Source organism: Enterobacter sp. FB, assembly GCF_000805795.1.
GTDB lineage: Bacteria > Pseudomonadota > Gammaproteobacteria > Enterobacterales > Enterobacteriaceae > Enterobacter > Enterobacter roggenkampii.
Map to the genome: position 1 here is coordinate 932,554 of NZ_JSZC01000013.1, position 17,658 is coordinate 950,211.

Here is a 17,658-nt window from a genome sequence, read left to right on the forward strand (position 1 = left end):
TTAAGATTATTCTTAGCCAGTTCCTGGCGTTCGTTATCGTGAGAGAAGTATGTTTCAGCTAAAACCGGGCAGCATGGCGATGATCGTTGGCGCCCGCACGGCGTCAGGCCGTCGCAATATTGGTAAATCCGTTGAGCTGTTTGGCCTTTGCCAGCCTGGCCTGCGTTTTGTTAACCCCGTCAACGGCGTGATGACGCAATTACCGGTCACCGCAGATCGCGCGCTTTGGCTGGTGACGGGTGATGTCTACGCCTTTGACAACCAGCACGGCTTTGCGTTTGTCCGCGCCGAACATCTGATGCCGCTCACCCCGGATGAAGCGCCGCAAATTCTGGATGAACTGGCGATCGGCTGATCACAGATGGCGCAGCCAGTCGGCTAAGACCAGAGCGTGATTTTGCTCCGTATTTTTGGCAGCAAAGAGCAGGGTGACGGTCTGCCTGCGCGCCAGCGTCGCCAGACGCACGCCCTCGTCAGCCTGCTGCGCCAGCTCTTCCCGATAGGCCTGACTGAAGGCGGCGAAATCAATCGTGTCGCTGTGAAAGGCCTTGCGTAGTTCAGTTGAGGGCGTGAGCGCTTTACACCATTCGTCATACGCGAGATCCGTTTTCTTCAGCCCGCGCGGCCACAGCCTGTCCACCAGTACCCGATAGCCGTCGTCAGGGCTTGCCTGTTCGTAGACCCGTTTGCACTGAATCATGATTCCACCCTCCCAATTTAAGGTATTGTGATAATTGCAAAAGATCGGTAGTCTGAGGTTCCTTATGTTATCTGATAATACTCTGGCATAAGGAACCTTTCATGGAACACCTCCCGGTTAAAACAACGCTGCGCATTGCGCTGGTTGGCGATTACAATCCCAATGTTATTGCGCATCAGGCTATCCCGCTGGCCATTGACGACGCCGCCGCAGTGCTTGACCTCACCGCCGATTACGACTGGCTGGCCACGACGGAGCTAACAAGCGCTGAAGATCTGGTGGGCTACGATGCCATCTGGCTGGTTCCTGCCAGCCCCTATAAAAACACGGCGGCCGCTTTTATTGCCGCGCGCTACGCCCGTGAGAACGGCATCCCGTTCCTGGGCACCTGCGGCGGGTTCCAGCATGCGCTGATTGAGTATGCCCGAAACGTGCTGGGCTGGGCTGATGCGGCACACGCTGAGACGGATACCGAAGGCACCATGGTGATTGCGCCGCTGACCTGCTCGCTGGTGGAAAAAACGGATGCCATTGAGCTGCGCAATAATACGCTGATCGCCAAAGCGTACGGCAAGCCGGAAATTGAAGAGGGGTATCACTGTAACTATGGCGTGTCGCCGGCGTTTGCGCAGGCGCTGGAAAGCGGTGATATGCATGTAACGGGCTGGGACGATCAGGGTGAAATTCGTGCCGCGGAGCTGGTGACGCACCCGTTCTTCGTGATCACCTTATTCCAGCATGAACGTGCCGCGCTGGAAGGACGCCCGGTCGTGCTGGTGCAGGCGATGCTGCGCGCGGCGCGCGGGTAAAAAAGGCAGACCCGGTGGTCTGCCTGAGGATTTAACGGGCGCGATCTCCCGGTCTCGCCCGGCTAACACACCGCAGATAGCCATTATCACAGCGGCCAGCGCACAGCCCAGAAGCGGGATTTGCCAGTCTCCTGCGGTATCGTGAATTTTCCCCATCAGCGGCGGGCCGCAGGCGGCAAGCAGGTAGCCAATCGACTGTGCCATTCCGGAGAGCGCCGCCGCCTGGTGCGCAGAGCTGGCGCGCAGGCCGATGAACGTCAGGCCGAGGATCATTGTTGCCCCTGTGCCAAAGCCAAACATCAGCGTCCACATCACCGCCATTCCGGGCATAAACCATAATCCTGCCGCGCTTATCGCGCACATCAGTGCCACTAAGCCTGCGATCGCTCGCTGATCTTTCAGGCGGTGGAGGATCAGCGGAACGGCGAGTCCCGGCACGGCCGTGGCCAGCTGCAACAGACCGTGCACCGAACCGGCCTGCGCTTCGCTGTAGCCGTGGCTCAGCAATATCGCCGGCAGCCAGCCGATGATGACGTAGTAGATCAGCGAGTTAATTCCTAAAAAGAGCGTCACCTGCCAGGCGAGGGCCGAGCGCCAGAGCGCGCGGTTTTGCAGCGCGCCTGCGCCCGTTACCGTTGCGACGTGTTTCTGACGCCACTGCGGCAGCCAGAGCAGCAGTGCGACCAGCGGAAACGCCATCAGCATCAGCAGCGCGCCATGCCAGCCCGCGCTCCCCTGTGCAAGGGGAACGATCATCGCTGAGCCAAACGCCGCCGAGACGCCCATCGTCAGGGAATAGGCGCCGGTGAGCTTCGCCACCTGGCCCGGAAAATCACGCTTAATTAATCCCGGTAACAGCACGTTCCCGAGCGCAATACCGCAGCCGACGATCGCCGTTCCGATGAAAAGCAAAGCGGCGGAAGGCAGCGAGCGAACGGCAATCCCGGCGCAAATGAGCAGCAGGGCGATAAACAGGCTGCGCTCCATGCCGATACGCCGGGCAACGCCTGCGGCGAGCGGCGAGACAAGGGCGAAAGCCAGCAGGGGCAGGGTGGTCAGCAGACCGGTTTGCGCCGTGCTTAAGCCATAATCAAGACGAATGGTATCGAGCAGCGGCGCTGCGCCAGTAAAGGTGACGCGAAGCGTGGTGGCAATCATCAGGATGCCTGCAATCAACAGCGCGCCGTGTTTTCCTGAGGTGCGAATAGCAGTAGTCATTATGTTCTCATACGTTCAAGCGAGCGCACACAATACCGATTTTCTCAGCGGTTGAAATCAGGCTAAAATGACAGTTTATCGCTCATATCGGACAAACTGATGATTGGTCTGGGACTGGAGGGCTACGATCCAGATAGCCAGTACGATGCGGCCGTCGCATTTCGCATTCAGGTAGTGGCGGAGGAACAATATATTCCGCTTCATCATCACCGTAAGGGGCAGCTGATTCTGGCCCTCGGCGGCGCAATCACCTGTGAAGTGGAAAATGCCATGCTGATGGTGCCGCCCCAGTATGCCGTCTGGATCCCTGGACAGATGCCGCACAGTAACAGGGCCACGCCGGGCGCGCAGCTCTGCTTTTTGTTCATTGAGCCGGGGGCTGCCAGCCTGCCCGAGCGCTGCTGTACCCTGAAAATCTCCCCCCTGGTGCGGGAGCTGATTTTATCGCTCGCGGAAAAATCACGTGAACAGCTGCAGCTCGCGGCCACCTCGCGTCTGGTGGACGTCCTGTTTGACGAGCTGCCGCTCCAGCGACAGGAGCATCTGCAGCTGCCCGTGTCGCCCCATCCCAAAATCCGGCTGATGAGCGAGAAGATGGCGGAAGAGCCCGCCGCCTGGCAGACGCTGGCGCAGTGGGCGAGCCACTTCGCCATGAGCGAGCGCAACCTGGCGCGGCTGGTAGTGAAGGAGACCGGTCTGAGCTTCCGCCGCTGGCGTCACCAGCTGCAGCTGATTGTGGCGTTACAGCACCTGATCGGCGGAAAATCGGTACAGCAGGTGGCACAGTCACTGGGCTATGACTCGACCACCGCGTTTATCACCATGTTCAGGAAGGGACTGGGCCAGACGCCGGCGCGTTATATGGCCAGCCTGACTACGACTTCCCAATAAACAGCGAGACAAGGCCTGCCGCAATCAGCGGGCCGACCGGCACGCCGCGAAAGAGCGCCACGCCCAGCACGGTGCCCACCAGCAGACCCGCCACCAGCGAGGGCTGGCTGCTCATCAGCGTGACGCCGCGTCCGCCCAGCCATGACACAAAAATCCCCACCGCGATCGCCACCAGCGATTTCCAGTTTACAAACGAATGCAGCAGCGTTGAGGCGGGAAGCGTGCCGCTGGCGATGGGCGCCATTACCCCGATGGTTAAGATGATGATCCCGATGGTGAGGCCTTGTTTTTCTATCCACGGGAAAAAGGTATTTAACGGGGTCACGCGCACAATAATCAGTACCAGAATCGAGATGGCAACGGTGGTGTTATGGCTGATAAAGCCGAGCGCGGCGAGTGCCAGAAGAATGAGCAGAGTAGGGTCAAACATAGGGAATCCTTGCCAGAATAATGGTCCTGTTTACTGTACGCGCAAACGCGGCAGAGAACAGTTTTAAAAAGATTTTATCGTTGTCATAACCTTGTCATTTACGCGGATTAAAACGAAAGCAGATATCGCAAAAGGGTCGCTATCATGAACGATCACATGTTTGTGGAAACGCTGATTATCTCCTCATCGTTTTTCGCTATTGCCGTTATTCTTGTTGCCTCCGTGCTGTTCCTGGAAAGAAAAGGCTGACAGGGGCGTCAGCCATCGCAGTTACGCTTTATGGAAGGTGACAAGCTCAGGACGGGCGATGCGCAGGTAATCCTGGGTATCCATAATGACGGATTTCTCCAGCAGGCCGGCGTTAAACGCGATTTCGTCAAAGCGCTCGAACAGCAGCGGGTCGGCAACCAGTGCCAGGTCAGGATGGAAGCTAAAGGGCGGGATAGCGCCGAAAACGCAGGCGGTCAGGGCATCGACTTCGGCCGGGCTGGCGAGGGAGGCCTTTAGCCCGCCAAAATGGCTGGCAAGCTGGCTCAGGTCAGCCTGCAGGTCGGCGGCGAGGATCGCCAGAACATGTTTCTTTACGCCGTTTCCCTTCACCTTGCAAACCAGGGCTTTGGCGCCTTGCCGCAGGTCGGTTCCGCGAATTTCACTTACCGCTTCACATTTCCCGACCGCCTCGTGCTCCATGACGCGAAAACGCGCGCCCTGCTCGGTGAGTAAGGTAATGAGCTGCTGGTGGGTTCCTGTTCCAATAACGTCGTCAGTCATAACGATTTTCCCGGTGATAATCCAGTATGCAGGGGTCTACATTAGCACGGGATGAACGGGGTCGAAAGAAAACAGCCAGCGGGTTCGCTGGCTGTGGGATTATGCGTTGCTGGTAGCAGACTGCTTGTGGAACAGCTCCCTGAACACCGGATAAATGTCATCCTGGTCACGGATATGCTGCATGGCAAAATTATCGAACATCGACTGCAGATGCTCATACTCCCGCCACAGGGTCTGGTGTGCGCGACGGGTGATTTCGATATAGCTGTAGTAACGCACGACCGGCAGAATTTTCTTCGCCAGAATCTCGTGACACAGCGGCGAGTCGTCGGCCCAGTTATCGCCGTCCGACGCCTGCGCGGCATAAATGTTCCACTGTGCCGGGTCGTAGCGCTCTTTGACCACTTCATCCATCAGCTTCAGCGCGCTCGAGACGATGGTGCCCCCGGTTTCCTGCGAGTAGAAGAACTCATGCTCATCCACTTCTTTCGCCTGGGTATGGTGACGGATATAGACCACCTCGACGTTCTTATAGGTTCTGCTCAGGAACAGATAGAGCAGAATATAGAAGCGCTTTGCCATATCCTTGGTGGCCTGGTCCATCGAGCCGGACACGTCCATCAGGCAGAACATCACCGCCTGGCTGGAGGGTTCCGGACGTTTTTCGTAATTCTTGTAGCGCAGGTCGAAGGTGTCGATAAACGGTACCCGTTCGATCTTCGCCCTCAGCTCTGCAATCTCTTTACGCAGGCGCTCCTCTTCCAGCAGCTGCGCCGGCTCCGTATTTTCCACTACCTTCAGGCTGCTCTCCAGCTCGCGCAGTTCGCGACGTTTGCCTGCCGTCATGGCCGTGCGTCGCGCCAGCGAGTTCTGCAACGAACGCACGACGCTGATGTTGGCGGGCACGCCGTTGGCGGTATAGCCCGCGCGGTGGGTTTTATATTCATTAAGCTGACGATGCTGATTCTTTTTCAGATTCGGCAGCGCCAGGTCTTCGAACAGCAGGTCGAGATATTCATCTTTTGAGATCTGGAAGACAAATTCGTCCTGACCTTCACCGTCCTGGCTGGCCTGTCCCTGACCGCTTCCTGAACCACCGCCGCCGCCCTGAGGGCGCTCAATTCTGTCGTTCTGAACGAAGTGATCATTACCTGGGTGTACGCGATGGCGCAGGCCGCCTCGCCCCTGATGAAACATCGGTTCGCTGATGTCATCGGTGGGGATGGAGACAGACTCGCCGCTGTCGACGTCGGTCACCGAGCGTTTGTTGATGGCCTCGGAGATAGACTGTTTAATTTGCGCTTTATAACGACGCAAGAAGCGCTGGCGGTTCACCGTGCTCTTGTTTTTGCCGTTAAGACGCCGGTCAATAAACCAGGTCATATACCCCCCGTACTGCATTTGCCAACTTGCATTTTGTAGGCCCGGCAGGCGCTAACCGCCGCCGGGCACTTGTTTTAAGACGATTTACGCACGCGCAGGTACCATTCGCAGAGCAGGCGGACCTGTTTGCGGGTGTAGCCTTTTTCCATCATACGGTCGACAAAATCGTCGTGCTTTTTCTGTTCATCGGTTGAGGTTTTGGCGTTAAACGAGATCACCGGCAGCAGCTCTTCGGTATTGGAGAACATTTTCTTCTCAATGACCGTGCGCAGCTTCTCGTAGCTGGTCCAGTTCGGGTTGCGCCCGTTGTTATGCGCTCTGGCGCGCAGGACGAAGTTCACAATCTCGTTACGGAAGTCTTTCGGGTTGCTGATCCCGGCAGGCTTCTCGATTTTTTCCAGCTCTGCGTTCAGGGATTCACGGTCAAACAGCTGGCCGGTATCCGGGTCGCGGTATTCCTGATCCTGGATCCAGAAGTCAGCGTAGGTGACATAACGGTCAAAAATGTTCTGCCCGTATTCTGAATAGGATTCCAGGTAGGCCGTCTGGATCTCTTTGCCAATGAACTCGGCGTATTTCGGGATCAGATAACCTTTCAGGAACTCAAGGTAGCGTTCAGCCTGCTCCTGCGGGAACTGCTCGCGCTCGATTTGCTGCTCCAGCACGTAGAACAGATGCACCGGGTTGGCCGCCACTTCCGCATGGTCGAAGTTAAAGACGCGGGAGAGGATCTTAAACGCGAAGCGCGTGGACAGACCGTTCATCCCTTCATCAACCCCGGCGTAGTCGCGATACTCCTGATACGACTTCGCTTTCGGATCGGTATCCTTCAGGCTCTCACCGTCATAGACGCGCATTTTCGAGTAGATGCTGGAGTTTTCCGGCTCTTTCAGGCGCGACAGGATGGAGAAGCGAGACAGCGTTTCCAGCGTGCCCGGCGCGCACGGCGCATGCACCAGCTCACTGTGGTTAAGCAGTTTCTCGTAAATTTTGATCTCTTCGGAGATCCGCAGGCAGTAAGGCACCTTGACGATGTACACGCGGTCAAGGAAGGCCTCGTTGTTTTTGTTGTTACGGAAGGTCACCCATTCAGATTCGTTCGAGTGGGCAAGAATGATCCCGTTAAACGGCAGGGCGGAGATACCTTCCGTCCCGTTGTAGTTTCCTTCCTGAGTGGCCGTCAGCAGCGGATGCAGCACCTTGATGGGCGCTTTAAACATCTCGACGAATTCCATAATCCCCTGGTTAGCCCGGCACAGCGCGCCGGAGTAACCGTAGGCATCCGGGTCGTTTTGCGCGAAGTTTTCCAGCTTGCGGATGTCGACCTTACCGACCAGCGCCGAAATATCCTGGTTGTTCTCATCACCGGGTTCCGTTTTGGCGATGGCGATCTGTTCCAGGATCGACGGCCAGACTTTCACCACGCGGAATTTGGTGATGTCGCCACCAAACTCATGCAGGCGTTTTGCCGCCCACGGCGACATGATGGTGCCGAGGTAGCGACGCGGGATGCCGTACTCTTTATCCAGAATCTGCGCATCTTCCTGCGGATTGAACAAGCACAGCGGATGGTCGTTCACCGGGCTGCGCTCGCCATTGGCGCTCAGGACATAGATAGGCACGCGCTGCATCAGCGACTTCAGGCGTTCCGCCAGCGAGGATTTACCGCCGCCCACGGGGCCAAGTAAATAGAGGATCTGTTTCTTCTCTTCCAGACCCTGAGCGGCATGCTTCAGGTAGGAGACAATCTGCTCTATGGCATCTTCCATGCCATAGAACTCTTCAAACGCCGGGTATCGGGCGACCACCCGATTCGAAAAGAGACGGGAAAGCCGGGGTTCCAGGGCAGTGTCAACCATGTTTGGCTCACCAATAGCCATCAATAGCCGTTCTGCCGCATTGGCATAGGCACTGCGATCTTGCCGACAGATGGTAAGAAACTCCTGCAGTGTGAACTCTTCGTCCTTGGCAGCTTCATAGCGCTGGCGATAGTGATCGAATATATTCATGGCATGCCGTCCTTTCGTTTTTTAGCACAGGATAAGAGCCGTTCGTATGAGTAGTGGAGGCTCCCGGAAGAGAATCTCTCGCACCTCACTGCCAGAGCAGCAACCTGTGTGCCAGGTCAGACGCTAAGAACCGCAGGGTGTTCAGGAAAACTCTTCTTAAATTAAAGCGTAGATGGCATTTGCAAAACTTGCATGCCCATAAAATCTACTTTCAATGACATATCAATAACTCATCCAAAAATTTCCACTCTGGTAATAAGGCAAAAGCACATTTTTCATTCAGCGGTCATGTAAATGAAAGCCGGTTGTCATCTGATAAGTTAAAAATAATGGGTTAATCAGACTGATTAGCAGGCAAAAAATTTTGGGATGTACGGGAATGGCGGTTACACTTCACCCGCTGATTATTTGACTACAGGAAAGAATGGATTGTGACCAAACTCAAACTTCTGGCATTAGGCATCCTTGCCGCGACCGCAGTAAGCACCGCACAGGCGGAAAGTCAGTGGACGGTTGGCGCGGGTGTTGGCGTCATTAACAGCCCGTACAAACAGTATGACCGTGATGTTTATCCTGTCCCGGTTATCACCTATGAAGGCGATAACGTCTGGTTCCGTGGGCTCGGCGGCGGCTACTATCTGTGGAACGATACGGCCGATAAGCTCTCCATCATGGCGTACTACGATCCTACGCACTTCAAGCCGGGTGACAGCGACAGCCACGCGCTTCGCCAGCTCGACAAGCGTAAAAGCTCGATGATGGCCGGCCTCTCTTATGTGCATAACACCCAGTATGGCTTCCTGCGTACGGCCCTGGCAGGCGATACGCTGGATAACAGCAACGGCTTTATCTGGGATCTGGCGTGGCTGTACCGTTACACCAACGGTGGTCTGACCCTGACGCCGGGTATCGGTGTGCAGTACAACAGCGAGAACTACAATGACTACTATTATGGCGTCTCTAAAAACGAGTCCCGTCGTAGCGGTCTGAAGAGCTACAGCGCAGATGACGGCTGGGATCCGTACCTGGAGCTGACCGCGAGCTATAACTTCCTTGGCGACTGGAGCGTGTACGGTACTGGCCGTTATGAGCGTCTGAGCGATGAAGTGAAAGACAGCCCGATGGTCGATAAGTCCTGGGCAGGCATCTTCTCTGTCGGTGTGACCTACAAGTTCTGATTGCGCACTTATATTGTGCAATTGGTGCATCAAAACGGGGCGCTTGCGCCCCGTTTGCTTTAGTGTGGTGCAGCGAGATTATCGCTTAATAATGCGGATCGTCTGACCTAAACGAGATGGCTTTTCTTCACTCGCTTTCTGCGGGGTAGTCACGCAGGCCGTTTCCACGCAGACAAACGTTTTATAACCGTCGTCAGGCACGTCGGCCATGCTGACAGACAGTGCAGGGCCCGGGTTCCAGCCCACCACGTTGCTGTGATGGTGATGTACTACCTCAATGCCGCGGTTCAGGGCACCGTCGTGGATCATGCTGCATGCTTCCGGATGCAGATAGACGCGGTCGGTACGGTCAGGAAACGCCTGAACGCCGTCGCTGAGTTTGCCTTCTTTCGCGTTGTCGACTTTATCGATAAAGGTATCGCCCAGACCGCTCACCTTCACAGCGCTGATGTCACCCACGTTGAAATAGGTGTGCAGGGCGGAGGTGGTTTCGAACTCGCCGTGGGCTTCCAGTTCGATTTCACAGGTTTTACCCAGCTTAAAGCGGGCGTACAGGGTGAAATCGTGCGGCCACAGAGCGCGGGTTTCGTCATTTGCCTGCAGCTCAAAGGTCAGCACGGCGCCGCTGTCGTCTTCGTTATGCGCTTTCAGGGTCCACTGCTGGTTACGGGCAAAACCGTGAGAAGGTAAACCCGGCTGTGCGGACGGGCCGAACCACGGCCAGCAGATCGGTACGCCACCACGGATTGCAGCCCCTTTTTTGAAGGAGGTCGCATCACTGAGCCACAATCCCTCAACTTCACCTTCCGGCTTCCAGGAGAGCAGGTGGGCGCCGTTCAGCGCCACGGAGGCCTTAACGCGCGGATGGTCAACGACGATAACGTCAGCACCGTCAATCTGGCGGCGGGAGAGCACAGGGGTAAGTTGTTCGACTACCGGAAGTGCAAAAATTTTATTAATCATTAAGCAATCCTCTGTCTTATAAATAAAAAAGGCGACCGAAGTCGCCTTTTTGGATCAAACACTCATCTCAACTTATTTGGAGATGTGAGCGATCAGGTCCAGTACTTTGTTAGAGTAGCCGGTTTCGTTGTCGTACCAGGATACCAGTTTAACGAAGTTGTCGTTCAGTGCGATACCTGCTTTAGCATCGAACACGGAAGTGCACACTTCGCCGTTGAAATCGGTAGAAACAACGTCGTCTTCGGTGTAACCCAGAACGCCTTTCATTGGGCCTTCGGAAGCAGCTTTGATTGCTTTCTTAATTTCTTCATAAGAAGCAGCTTTTTCCAGACGAACGGTCAGGTCAACAACGGATACGTTAGGAGTTGGAACGCGGAACGCCATACCAGTCAGTTTGCCATTCAGTTCTGGCAGTACTTTACCTACAGCTTTAGCCGCACCGGTAGAGGATGGGATGATGTTCTGAGCCGCGCCACGGCCGCCGCGCCAGTCTTTGTGAGACGGGCCATCAACGGTTTTCTGAGTAGCGGTGGTTGCGTGAACGGTGGTCATCAGACCTTCGATGATGCCGAAGTTGTCGTTGATAACTTTAGCCAGCGGTGCCAGGCAGTTGGTGGTGCAGGATGCGTTGGAAACGATGTCCTGGCCAGCGTAAGTTTCGAAGTTTGCACCACGAACGAACATTGGGGTGTTGTCTTTGGAAGGACCCGTCAGAACAACTTTCTTCGCACCCGCAGTGATGTGTTTACGTGCAGTTTCGTCGGTCAGGAAGATACCGGTTGCTTCAGCAACAACGTCAACACCAATTTCGTTCCATTTCAGGTTAGCTGGGTCTTTCTCAGCAGTAACGCGGATGGTTTTGCCATTTACAACCAGGTGGCCGTCTTTCACTTCAACGGTGCCGTCGAAACGACCGTGAGTTGAGTCGTACTTCAGCATGTACGCCATGTATTCAGCGTCCAGGAGATCGTTGATACCAACGATTTCGATGTCAGAACGTTTCTGAGCAGCACGGAAAACAATACGGCCGATACGGCCAAAACCGTTGATACCTACTTTGATAGTCATATATTCCACCAGCTATTTGTTAGTGAATAAAAGGTTGCCTGTAAAATTACAAAAACCTTACGCAGCGTCAAGCGGAATCGTGTCAATCATTGCGACAAATCAATCCTGTGACTAACGTTTGTGCGACTGACTCGCCTCACTTTCCCTTTGAGCTTGCAACCACATGGGGGCTGCGCCCGGAATTTTAAAGTCCTCGCAGGATAAAAATGTGAATATGATCACAATTGCCTGACCGCCTTTTCGCGACACATAAGTTTAGATCAAAAGTGCACGCAAGGGTGTTAATGTTTTGTTAGAATGCGGGGTAAAAGATGTCTGTTTCTACAGCGAGATGTAAGCATATGTCGAACCAACGTAACCCCGACGATTTGAAAAAAAACCTCACAGAAATGCAGTTTTACGTGACGCAAAACCACGGGACGGAACCGCCGTTCACCGGACGTTTACTGCACAACAAGCGAGACGGCGTCTACCACTGCCTGGTCTGTGATGCTCCGCTGTTCAATTCCCAAACGAAATTTGATTCGGGCTGCGGGTGGCCGAGCTTTTACGAGCCGGTGAGCGATGAGGCTATCCGCTATCTGACCGACTCGTCGCACGGTATGGTGCGCACGGAAATTCGCTGCGGCAACTGCGATGCGCACCTTGGACATGTCTTCCCGGATGGCCCTCAGCCAACGGGCGAGCGTTTCTGCGTGAATTCAGCCTCAATGAGCTTCACTGACGACGAAAACGGCGACCAGATCAAGGGTTGAAAAAACGATTCAGCAAATTATTCCTTTTAAAGGGCGGGACTGTGAATATTGAAGACATGATTAGCGGTATGACGCCGGAAATTTATCAGCGTCTGGTCACCGCCGTAGAGTTGGGAAAATGGCCCGATGGCGTCGCGCTGACCCCGGAGCAGAAAGAGAACAGCCTGCAGCTGGTGATGCTGTGGCAGGCGCGCAACAACACCGACGCGCAGCACATGACGATCGACACCCATGGTCAAATGGTGATGAAGAGCAAGCGTGAGCTGAAAGAGGACTTTGGTATCACCCCGAAGCCGATTGCGACTTTCAAATAATGCTCTCATGTAGGCCGGGTAAGCGCTAGCGCCACCCGGCACGCTACACTTTAGTGCGGGATCCCGAGCGACGCCGCCAGCTGCTTCGCTAACTGGTTTTCGTCATCCGCGCCGTACTCCCAGAACATCGCCCCGGCGAGACCTTTCTCTTTGATGTAGTCCGCTTTGATCGCCACGGATCGCGGGTTCTCATACGAAATCGCAAACAGCGCGTTGCCATCGGCACCCTTCACCGAAAGCCACGGCACCTTTGCCTGGTCGTCCCAGTGCTCGGTAAAGCGTTTCTGCGGATCGTTCAGCAACGTTTTGACGATATCGTTGTACTTCACGTAGGTATCTTTGGTCAGGTCATAGCCGAGTGACTTGAATAGCCCGATCTCCTGCGGCCCGAAGTAGGGCTGAGTGGCCGGATTTTTTTGCGCATCGGGTTTCGTCCAGTCAATGCCCGGCTCCACGGCGCGTTTCGGTACGCGGCCATAGAAACCAATCCCGAGATTCATCTGCTGTGGCTTCAGCCCGGCGGCCAGATAGTTGTTCACCACAAAATCGACGCTGTATTTGTCCGCGGCGGCCACCGTCGGCCAGGCGCTGGAGTCGTACAGGTTGGCGTTGAAATACTGCGTGCCGTACGCCATGTCGTAGGTCATCAGGTTGATGTAATCGAGCAGGGGCGCAATGGCTTTCACATCCACCCAGCTTTTCGGACTTTCCGCATTCGCGCCTACCGCAATGGTCACCAGCTTTTTATGCCCGAACGCGTCGCGCATCTCCTTCAGCAGGGCGGTAAAGTTATCCCTGTCGGCGGGCTGGCTAGCCACCAGGCCCCAGGCGCCGTTGACCGGATACTCCCAGTCGAGGTCGATCCCGTCCAGACCATATTTTTCAACAATCTCCTGCGCGGAGCGGATGAACACTGCGCGGCTCTCTTGGGTTGCCGCTGCGCCAGAGAAGCCACGCGCGCCCCAGCCGCCGACGGAGAGCAGGACCTTAAGATTTGGGTTTTGCTTACGCAGCGTGGGGATTAAGGCCAGGTCGGACGCCACTTTTGGCGATAGCCAGATTTGATGCAGCTTCGCCGGATCTTTCAGCGCGGCGTTGGTTTCGTCTTTTTCGTCGTTATAGACCAGACCAAACGAGTAGTTCAGGTGGGTGATCTGGCGAACGTCCAGCTTATTGATATCGCCACCCGGTCCGGCGGTGACGTCGCCACCCCCGTTAAAGTAGCCCACGGACATCAGGGAACTGGCGGAGGCAACTGACGCGCAAAGCAAGGGTAGTGCTGCCAGCAAGGGCAAACGTTTCATACAAGTTCCTCTTTGACTTAATAAAATTAACCACGCCACGGAAAAGGCGTGGCGAAAAAACAGCCTGAAGAGAATAGCATTGCCGCTTCGCTGAGGTTGCGAGGGAGTTCACTTTATGGGGATCGGAGGGGGAGTTTTGCCGGGTGGCGCTGACGCTTACCCGGCCTACAAAACCAAAGAAGTCGGCCGGGTAAGGCGCAGCCGCCACCCGGCTTAAAAGACTACGCCTGCGTTTCCAGCCAGTCTTCGAGCGTATACAGCGTCGCGCCTTCCGCAGCCATATCCATAAACGCCTGAGCGCTGTCCTGCGGGTGAATGTTCACCCCGCGGCAGCCGTCGGTGATGACGCTGACGGTGTAGCCAAGCTGAAGCGCATCCAGCACGGTGAACTTCACGCAGTAGTCCGTTGCCAGCCCCAGTACAATCAGCTCGGTGATTTCATGGTGACGTAACCAGGCGTCCAGCGCCGTTTTCTGGCGATGCCCGTTATCAAAAAACGCGCTATAGCTGTCGATAGCCGGGTTTTCACCTTTATGGAACACCGCGTCGATGGCTTTCTGGTTCAGGAGCGGATGTAACTCCGCGCCTTCCGTTTGCTGTACGCAGTGATCCGGCCAGAAAGTTTGCGCCAGCCCGTCGAGTTCACCCTGGGTGAAGGGCTCGACATTGTGCTGGCTGGCAAAGCTGCCGTGATTTGCCGGGTGCCAGTCCTGGCTTGCGACAATTGCTTCACCACGGGCTTTGCACCAGTCAATGAGCGTGTTGGCTACGTCAACGGTGCTGTCACCTTCGGCGACGGCCAGCGCACCGCCCGCGCAGAAATCATTTTGCAAATCGACCAGGAGCAGGGCGCGTTGCTTCATGAGACCTCCTTATTCGTCAGGCGTCAGTTCGCCGCGCAGGTTTTGCATCATCGCGCTGCGAATGGACTGAATGTCCAGATCCTGACTCAGTAAATAGTGAAGTTTAGTCAGCGTTGCCTCAACGGTCATATCGAAACCGCTGATCACGCCCGCATGCGCCAGCGCGTTGCCGGTGGCATAGCCGCCCATATTCACTTTACCGGACATACACTGGGTCAGGTTCACCACCACAATTCCGCGTTCGCTGGCTTCCTGAAGCTCTTTCAGAAACTCGCCGTTTTGCGGCGCATTGCCCACGCCATAGGAGCGCAGGATCAGCGCTTTCACCGGCTGGCGCAGGAAGTTACGCACCACGTCCGCAGAGATACCCGGATAAATGGTCACCACGCCAATCGGTTGCGGAGTAATCGGATGCACAATCAGCTCGCCCGCGGTGTTCGGCGCAGGAGGGGTTCCCAGACGACGGATATGAATCCCGGCCTCCAGCAGCGGCTGCAGGTTGGGTGAGGCAAAGGCGTCAAAGCCGTCAGCGTGGGCTTTGGTGGTGCGGTTCCCGCGATACAGACGGTTGTTAAAGAACAACGACACTTCGTTAATCGGGTAATTCGCCGCCACGTACAGGGAGTTCAGCAGGTTGATCTGCCCGTCAGAACGCAGCTCCGCCAGCGGAATTTGCGATCCGGTGACGATAACCGGCTTGCTCAGGTTCTCCAGCATGAAGGAGAGCGCCGAGGCGGTAAATGCCATGGTGTCGGTACCGTGCAGGATCACGAAGCCGTCGTACTGGTCGTAATGGGCTTTAATGTCATCCGCGATGTGCTGCCAGTCTTCCGGCGTCATGTCGGAGGAGTCCATCAGCGGCTCGTATTCGTGGATGGTGAAGTCAGGCATTTCCGGACGGTGGAATTCGGGCATCAGCGCAAGCTGACGCTGCAGGTGGCCGGAGACGGGGATATAGCCGTTTTCAGAGCGCTGCATACCGATGGTACCGCCAGTGTAGGCTACATAAATCGATTTCTTCTGCATGGTAGTGAGTTCTTGTTCTTCAAAAGAAAAAAATCCCCTCTTCGTAGGAAGAGGGGACGGTTTTTAACGGACGTTCGCGCAGGTCAGGCAAAACGCGTAACGACTCTGTGGATCGTTAAAGGCCGCAAGCTTATCGCTTTCTGCCTTCATCGCTTTTGCCGCCGTGGCGACCGGCGCAGGCAGGTAAGCCTGCAGCGCCTCCGGCAGCATGGCGCGTACCGAGCCGGACATGCTGTCCATGACCATATCGAAGAACGACGGTTCGTCCTGGTAATACTCGATATGCCACTGCTTCAGCTTCGCCAGTTCGGCGGCTTTCTTCACCGCATCATCGAAGTCGCCCAGGCTGTCCACCAGTCCGTTGCTCTTCGCATCCTGACCGGTCCAGACGTGGCCCTGCGCAATCTGGTCGATCTGCTCAGGCGTCTTTTTGCGCGAGTCGGCGACCAGGGTGATAAAGCGTTTATAGCCGTTCTCAATGCTGAGCTGCATCATCTCAGAGACTTCCGGCGGCAGGGATTTGGTCACCGCGACATCCGCGAGCGGAGAAGTCGCTACGCCGTCAGTATGCACGCCCAGAGAATCCAGGCTGTTTTCTACGGTGTTGATCACCCCGAAGATGCCAATCGAGCCGGTGAGCGTGCTTGGGTTCGCCACGATGTAGTTGGCTGGCGTGGAGATCCAGTAACCCCCGGAGGCGGCCATTCCGCCCATTGAGACGACGACCGGCTTACCGGCGGCGCGGGCCGCGGCCAGTTCAGCGCGGATCACTTCGGAGGCGCTGACGCTACCGCCAGGGCTGTTGACCCGCAGGACAATCGCCTTCACTTTCGGATCCAGGCGCGCATCGCGGATTTGTGACGCGGTGGTATCGCCGCCCACGTTCCCCGGGGTCTCCTGACCGTCCATGATCGCACCGTTAGCAAAGACCACCGCGACGCTGTCCCCGTTCTCATCCGGTTTCTTCGTCGAGTAATCATACATGCTGATGGCGCTGTAATTTTTGTCCTCTTTGCTCCAGCCAAACTGTTTGCTCAGGGATTTTTCAATCTCGGCGCTGGTGCCCAGGGCATCAACCAGTTTGTTATCGAGCGCGTATTTCGCGGTATCGCCGTCAACCTTGCGCAGGCCTTCGAGCACGCCCTGCGCGCCAGGGAACACCTGCTCAGGCGTAATCTGACGGTTAGCGGCAACGGTGCCGAGATAGTTCTGCCACAGCTCGCCAATCCAGCGGCTGTCCGCTTCGCGGGCGGCAGGTGACATATCGTCGCGGATAAACGGCTCCACGGCGGATTTGTACGTGCCGACGCGGAAGACGTGGGTGGTAACCTTCAGCTTATCGAGCAGCGATTTATAGTACAGGCCGTTGGTGGCAAAGCCGTGCAGATCGACCGTACCCTGCGGGGAGAGCCAGATTTTATTGGCGAAGCTCGCCAGATAATATTGTCCCTGGCTGTAGCTGTCGCCCACGGCAATGACCGGCTTGCCGCTGTCGCGGAATTCGCGCAGCGCTTTACCGATGTACTGCATAGACGGCTGATCGCCGCCGGCAAAATCTTTCAGATCCAGCACGATGCCGGTGATGTTGCGGTCATCTTTCGCCTGACGGATGGCATCGACGATATCGAACAGGGAGTTTTCCTGCAGGCGGTCGGACGTGGCGCCAAACAGCTGGCGACTGATCACACCCAGACGGTTGCTGGCTGACGGTTTATCAACGATGACGCCGGTGATATCGAGTAACAGGGCCCCGCGAGTCGAATGCTGCGCCTGATTTGCGTTGCTGATGTGCATCCAGATGCCCGCGCAAACCAGAACCAACAGGATGAAGAAGATATTCATCACCAGGTTGCGGACGAAGTTGAGCAGTCGCCACGTCCATTTAAAGAAACCGGCAATAATTCGCCAAAGGGTTCGCATGTATTCTCCCTAACCAGAAAATGACTGTTTCCGTCGCCACTGGACGGTAATGTTGG

Annotated in this window: 18 protein-coding genes and 1 pseudogene; 7 read left to right on the forward strand and 12 right to left on the reverse strand. The window is 56.0% G+C overall.

Annotated features, from left to right (window positions below; genetic code table 11):
• Window positions 1–49 precede the first annotated feature (49 nt).
• Window positions 50–355: a hypothetical protein gene (locus PI91_RS11330; protein ID WP_021241042.1), complete on the forward strand. Its 306-nt coding sequence runs from the start codon at window positions 50–52 to the stop codon at window positions 353–355.
• Here the strand turns inward: PI91_RS11330 and PI91_RS11335 are convergent, their stop codons facing one another.
• Window positions 356–700, reverse strand: a complete 345-nt coding sequence (locus tag PI91_RS11335) for a DUF488 domain-containing protein (RefSeq protein WP_039266151.1) — start codon at window positions 698–700, stop codon at window positions 356–358.
• Window positions 701–801: 101 nt separating this feature from the next.
• Between PI91_RS11335 and PI91_RS11340 the strand changes: the two genes are divergently transcribed.
• A complete protein-coding gene (locus tag PI91_RS11340) occupies window positions 802–1,509 on the forward strand; it encodes a CTP synthase (RefSeq protein WP_021241044.1) in 708 nt (235 codons plus the stop codon).
• A 39-nt stretch (window positions 1,510–1,548) separates the two neighbouring features.
• Here the strand turns inward: PI91_RS11340 and PI91_RS11345 are convergent.
• Window positions 1,549–2,727, reverse strand: a pseudogene (locus PI91_RS11345) (CynX/NimT family MFS transporter); the annotation flags it as partial.
• Between the two features lie 99 nt (window positions 2,728–2,826).
• On the opposite strand from PI91_RS11345, the gene PI91_RS11350 reads away from it, so the two are divergent.
• Entirely contained in the window at window positions 2,827–3,618 is a 792-nt protein-coding gene (locus PI91_RS11350) for a helix-turn-helix transcriptional regulator (protein WP_032651495.1), read from the forward strand.
• Here the strand turns inward: PI91_RS11350 and PI91_RS11355 are convergent.
• A complete protein-coding gene (locus PI91_RS11355) occupies window positions 3,602–4,048 on the reverse strand; it encodes a DUF441 domain-containing protein (protein ID WP_008500737.1) in 447 nt (148 codons plus the stop codon). The genes PI91_RS11350 and PI91_RS11355 overlap by 17 nt on opposite strands.
• Window positions 4,049–4,192: 144 nt before the next feature.
• Here PI91_RS11355 and yoaI point away from each other — a divergent pair, with 144 nt between their 5' ends.
• Window positions 4,193–4,297, forward strand: coding sequence for a small membrane protein YoaI (gene yoaI / locus PI91_RS25665; protein ID WP_010430055.1), 105 nt, complete (start codon window positions 4,193–4,195; stop codon window positions 4,295–4,297).
• 21 nt (window positions 4,298–4,318) lie between these two features.
• Here yoaI and PI91_RS11360 read toward each other — a convergent pair whose 3' ends face one another.
• The 3 genes from PI91_RS11360 to yeaG all read right to left on the reverse strand — a co-directional run bounded on the left by PI91_RS11360 (window position 4,319) and on the right by yeaG (window position 8,211).
• Window positions 4,319–4,819, reverse strand: a complete 501-nt coding sequence (locus PI91_RS11360; protein WP_008500735.1) for a YbaK/prolyl-tRNA synthetase associated domain-containing protein — start codon at window positions 4,817–4,819, stop codon at window positions 4,319–4,321.
• 99 nt (window positions 4,820–4,918) lie between these two features.
• A complete protein-coding gene (locus tag PI91_RS11365) occupies window positions 4,919–6,202 on the reverse strand; it encodes a YeaH/YhbH family protein (protein ID WP_023292702.1) in 1,284 nt (427 codons plus the stop codon).
• A 74-nt stretch (window positions 6,203–6,276) separates the two neighbouring features.
• Window positions 6,277–8,211, reverse strand: a complete 1,935-nt coding sequence (yeaG, locus tag PI91_RS11370; RefSeq protein ID WP_008500713.1) for a protein kinase YeaG — start codon at window positions 8,209–8,211, stop codon at window positions 6,277–6,279.
• A 431-nt stretch (window positions 8,212–8,642) separates the two neighbouring features.
• On the opposite strand from yeaG, the gene PI91_RS11375 reads away from it, so the two are divergent.
• The gene (locus tag PI91_RS11375) at window positions 8,643–9,389 is read left to right on the forward strand and encodes a MipA/OmpV family protein (RefSeq protein ID WP_021241048.1); all 747 of its coding nucleotides are present in this window, start codon (window positions 8,643–8,645) and stop codon (window positions 9,387–9,389) included.
• 78 nt (window positions 9,390–9,467) lie between these two features.
• Here PI91_RS11375 and PI91_RS11380 read toward each other — a convergent pair whose 3' ends face one another.
• Both PI91_RS11380 and gapA read right to left on the reverse strand, forming a co-directional pair.
• The gene (locus PI91_RS11380) at window positions 9,468–10,352 is read right to left on the reverse strand and encodes a D-hexose-6-phosphate mutarotase (RefSeq protein ID WP_021241049.1); all 885 of its coding nucleotides are present in this window, start codon (window positions 10,350–10,352) and stop codon (window positions 9,468–9,470) included.
• Between the two features lie 72 nt (window positions 10,353–10,424).
• The gene (gapA, locus tag PI91_RS11385; protein ID WP_006809136.1) at window positions 10,425–11,420 is read right to left on the reverse strand and encodes a glyceraldehyde-3-phosphate dehydrogenase; all 996 of its coding nucleotides are present in this window, start codon (window positions 11,418–11,420) and stop codon (window positions 10,425–10,427) included.
• A gap of 341 nt (window positions 11,421–11,761) precedes the next feature.
• Here gapA and msrB point away from each other — a divergent pair, with 341 nt between their 5' ends.
• Both msrB and PI91_RS11395 read left to right on the forward strand, forming a co-directional pair.
• Entirely contained in the window at window positions 11,762–12,175 is a 414-nt protein-coding gene (msrB, locus tag PI91_RS11390) for a peptide-methionine (R)-S-oxide reductase MsrB (protein ID WP_008500710.1), read from the forward strand.
• Window positions 12,176–12,216: 41 nt separating this feature from the next.
• Window positions 12,217–12,489 (forward strand): YeaC family protein, encoded by a 273-nt coding sequence (locus tag PI91_RS11395; protein ID WP_021241050.1) that lies wholly within the window; start codon window positions 12,217–12,219, stop codon window positions 12,487–12,489.
• Between the two features lie 50 nt (window positions 12,490–12,539).
• Here PI91_RS11395 and PI91_RS11400 read toward each other — a convergent pair whose 3' ends face one another.
• The 4 genes from PI91_RS11400 to sppA all read right to left on the reverse strand — a co-directional run bounded on the left by PI91_RS11400 (window position 12,540) and on the right by sppA (window position 17,602).
• Window positions 12,540–13,793, reverse strand: a complete 1,254-nt coding sequence (locus tag PI91_RS11400; RefSeq protein ID WP_032651503.1) for a glycoside hydrolase family 18 protein — start codon at window positions 13,791–13,793, stop codon at window positions 12,540–12,542.
• Between the two features lie 221 nt (window positions 13,794–14,014).
• Window positions 14,015–14,656, reverse strand: coding sequence for a bifunctional nicotinamidase/pyrazinamidase (gene pncA / locus PI91_RS11405; protein ID WP_039266152.1), 642 nt, complete (start codon window positions 14,654–14,656; stop codon window positions 14,015–14,017).
• A 9-nt stretch (window positions 14,657–14,665) separates the two neighbouring features.
• Window positions 14,666–15,682 carry an asparaginase gene (gene ansA, locus PI91_RS11410; protein WP_008500705.1) on the reverse strand — a complete coding sequence of 339 codons (1,017 nt, stop codon included), beginning with the start codon at window positions 15,680–15,682 and terminating at the stop codon, window positions 14,666–14,668.
• Window positions 15,683–15,745: 63 nt separating this feature from the next.
• Window positions 15,746–17,602, reverse strand: coding sequence for a signal peptide peptidase SppA (gene sppA, locus PI91_RS11415; RefSeq protein ID WP_008500704.1), 1,857 nt, complete (start codon window positions 17,600–17,602; stop codon window positions 15,746–15,748).
• Window positions 17,603–17,658 lie beyond the last annotated feature (56 nt).

Bases quoted from the DNA above. Each gene is read 5' to 3' on its own strand.
- PI91_RS11400 (WP_032651503.1), bottom strand. From the start codon at position 13,793: ATGAAACGTTTGCCCTTGCTGGCAGCACTACCCTTGCTTTGCGCGTCA.
- sppA (WP_008500704.1), bottom strand. From the start codon at position 17,602: ATGCGAACCCTTTGGCGAATTATTGCCGGTTTCTTTAAATGGACGTGG.
- PI91_RS11340 (WP_021241044.1), top strand. From the start codon at position 802: ATGGAACACCTCCCGGTTAAAACAACGCTGCGCATTGCGCTGGTTGGC.
- PI91_RS11330 (WP_021241042.1), top strand. From the start codon at position 50: ATGTTTCAGCTAAAACCGGGCAGCATGGCGATGATCGTTGGCGCCCGC.
- msrB (WP_008500710.1), top strand. From the start codon at position 11,762: ATGTCGAACCAACGTAACCCCGACGATTTGAAAAAAAACCTCACAGAA.
- yoaI (WP_010430055.1), top strand. From the start codon at position 4,193: ATGAACGATCACATGTTTGTGGAAACGCTGATTATCTCCTCATCGTTT.
- gapA (WP_006809136.1), bottom strand. From the start codon at position 11,420: ATGACTATCAAAGTAGGTATCAACGGTTTTGGCCGTATCGGCCGTATT.
- PI91_RS11355 (WP_008500737.1), bottom strand. From the start codon at position 4,048: ATGTTTGACCCTACTCTGCTCATTCTTCTGGCACTCGCCGCGCTCGGC.
- PI91_RS11365 (WP_023292702.1), bottom strand. From the start codon at position 6,202: ATGACCTGGTTTATTGACCGGCGTCTTAACGGCAAAAACAAGAGCACG.
- PI91_RS11360 (WP_008500735.1), bottom strand. From the start codon at position 4,819: ATGACTGACGACGTTATTGGAACAGGAACCCACCAGCAGCTCATTACC.
- PI91_RS11335 (WP_039266151.1), bottom strand. From the start codon at position 700: ATGATTCAGTGCAAACGGGTCTACGAACAGGCAAGCCCTGACGACGGC.
- PI91_RS11350 (WP_032651495.1), top strand. From the start codon at position 2,827: ATGATTGGTCTGGGACTGGAGGGCTACGATCCAGATAGCCAGTACGAT.
- yeaG (WP_008500713.1), bottom strand. From the start codon at position 8,211: ATGAATATATTCGATCACTATCGCCAGCGCTATGAAGCTGCCAAGGAC.
- PI91_RS11380 (WP_021241049.1), bottom strand. From the start codon at position 10,352: ATGATTAATAAAATTTTTGCACTTCCGGTAGTCGAACAACTTACCCCT.
- pncA (WP_039266152.1), bottom strand. From the start codon at position 14,656: ATGAAGCAACGCGCCCTGCTCCTGGTCGATTTGCAAAATGATTTCTGC.
- ansA (WP_008500705.1), bottom strand. From the start codon at position 15,682: ATGCAGAAGAAATCGATTTATGTAGCCTACACTGGCGGTACCATCGGT.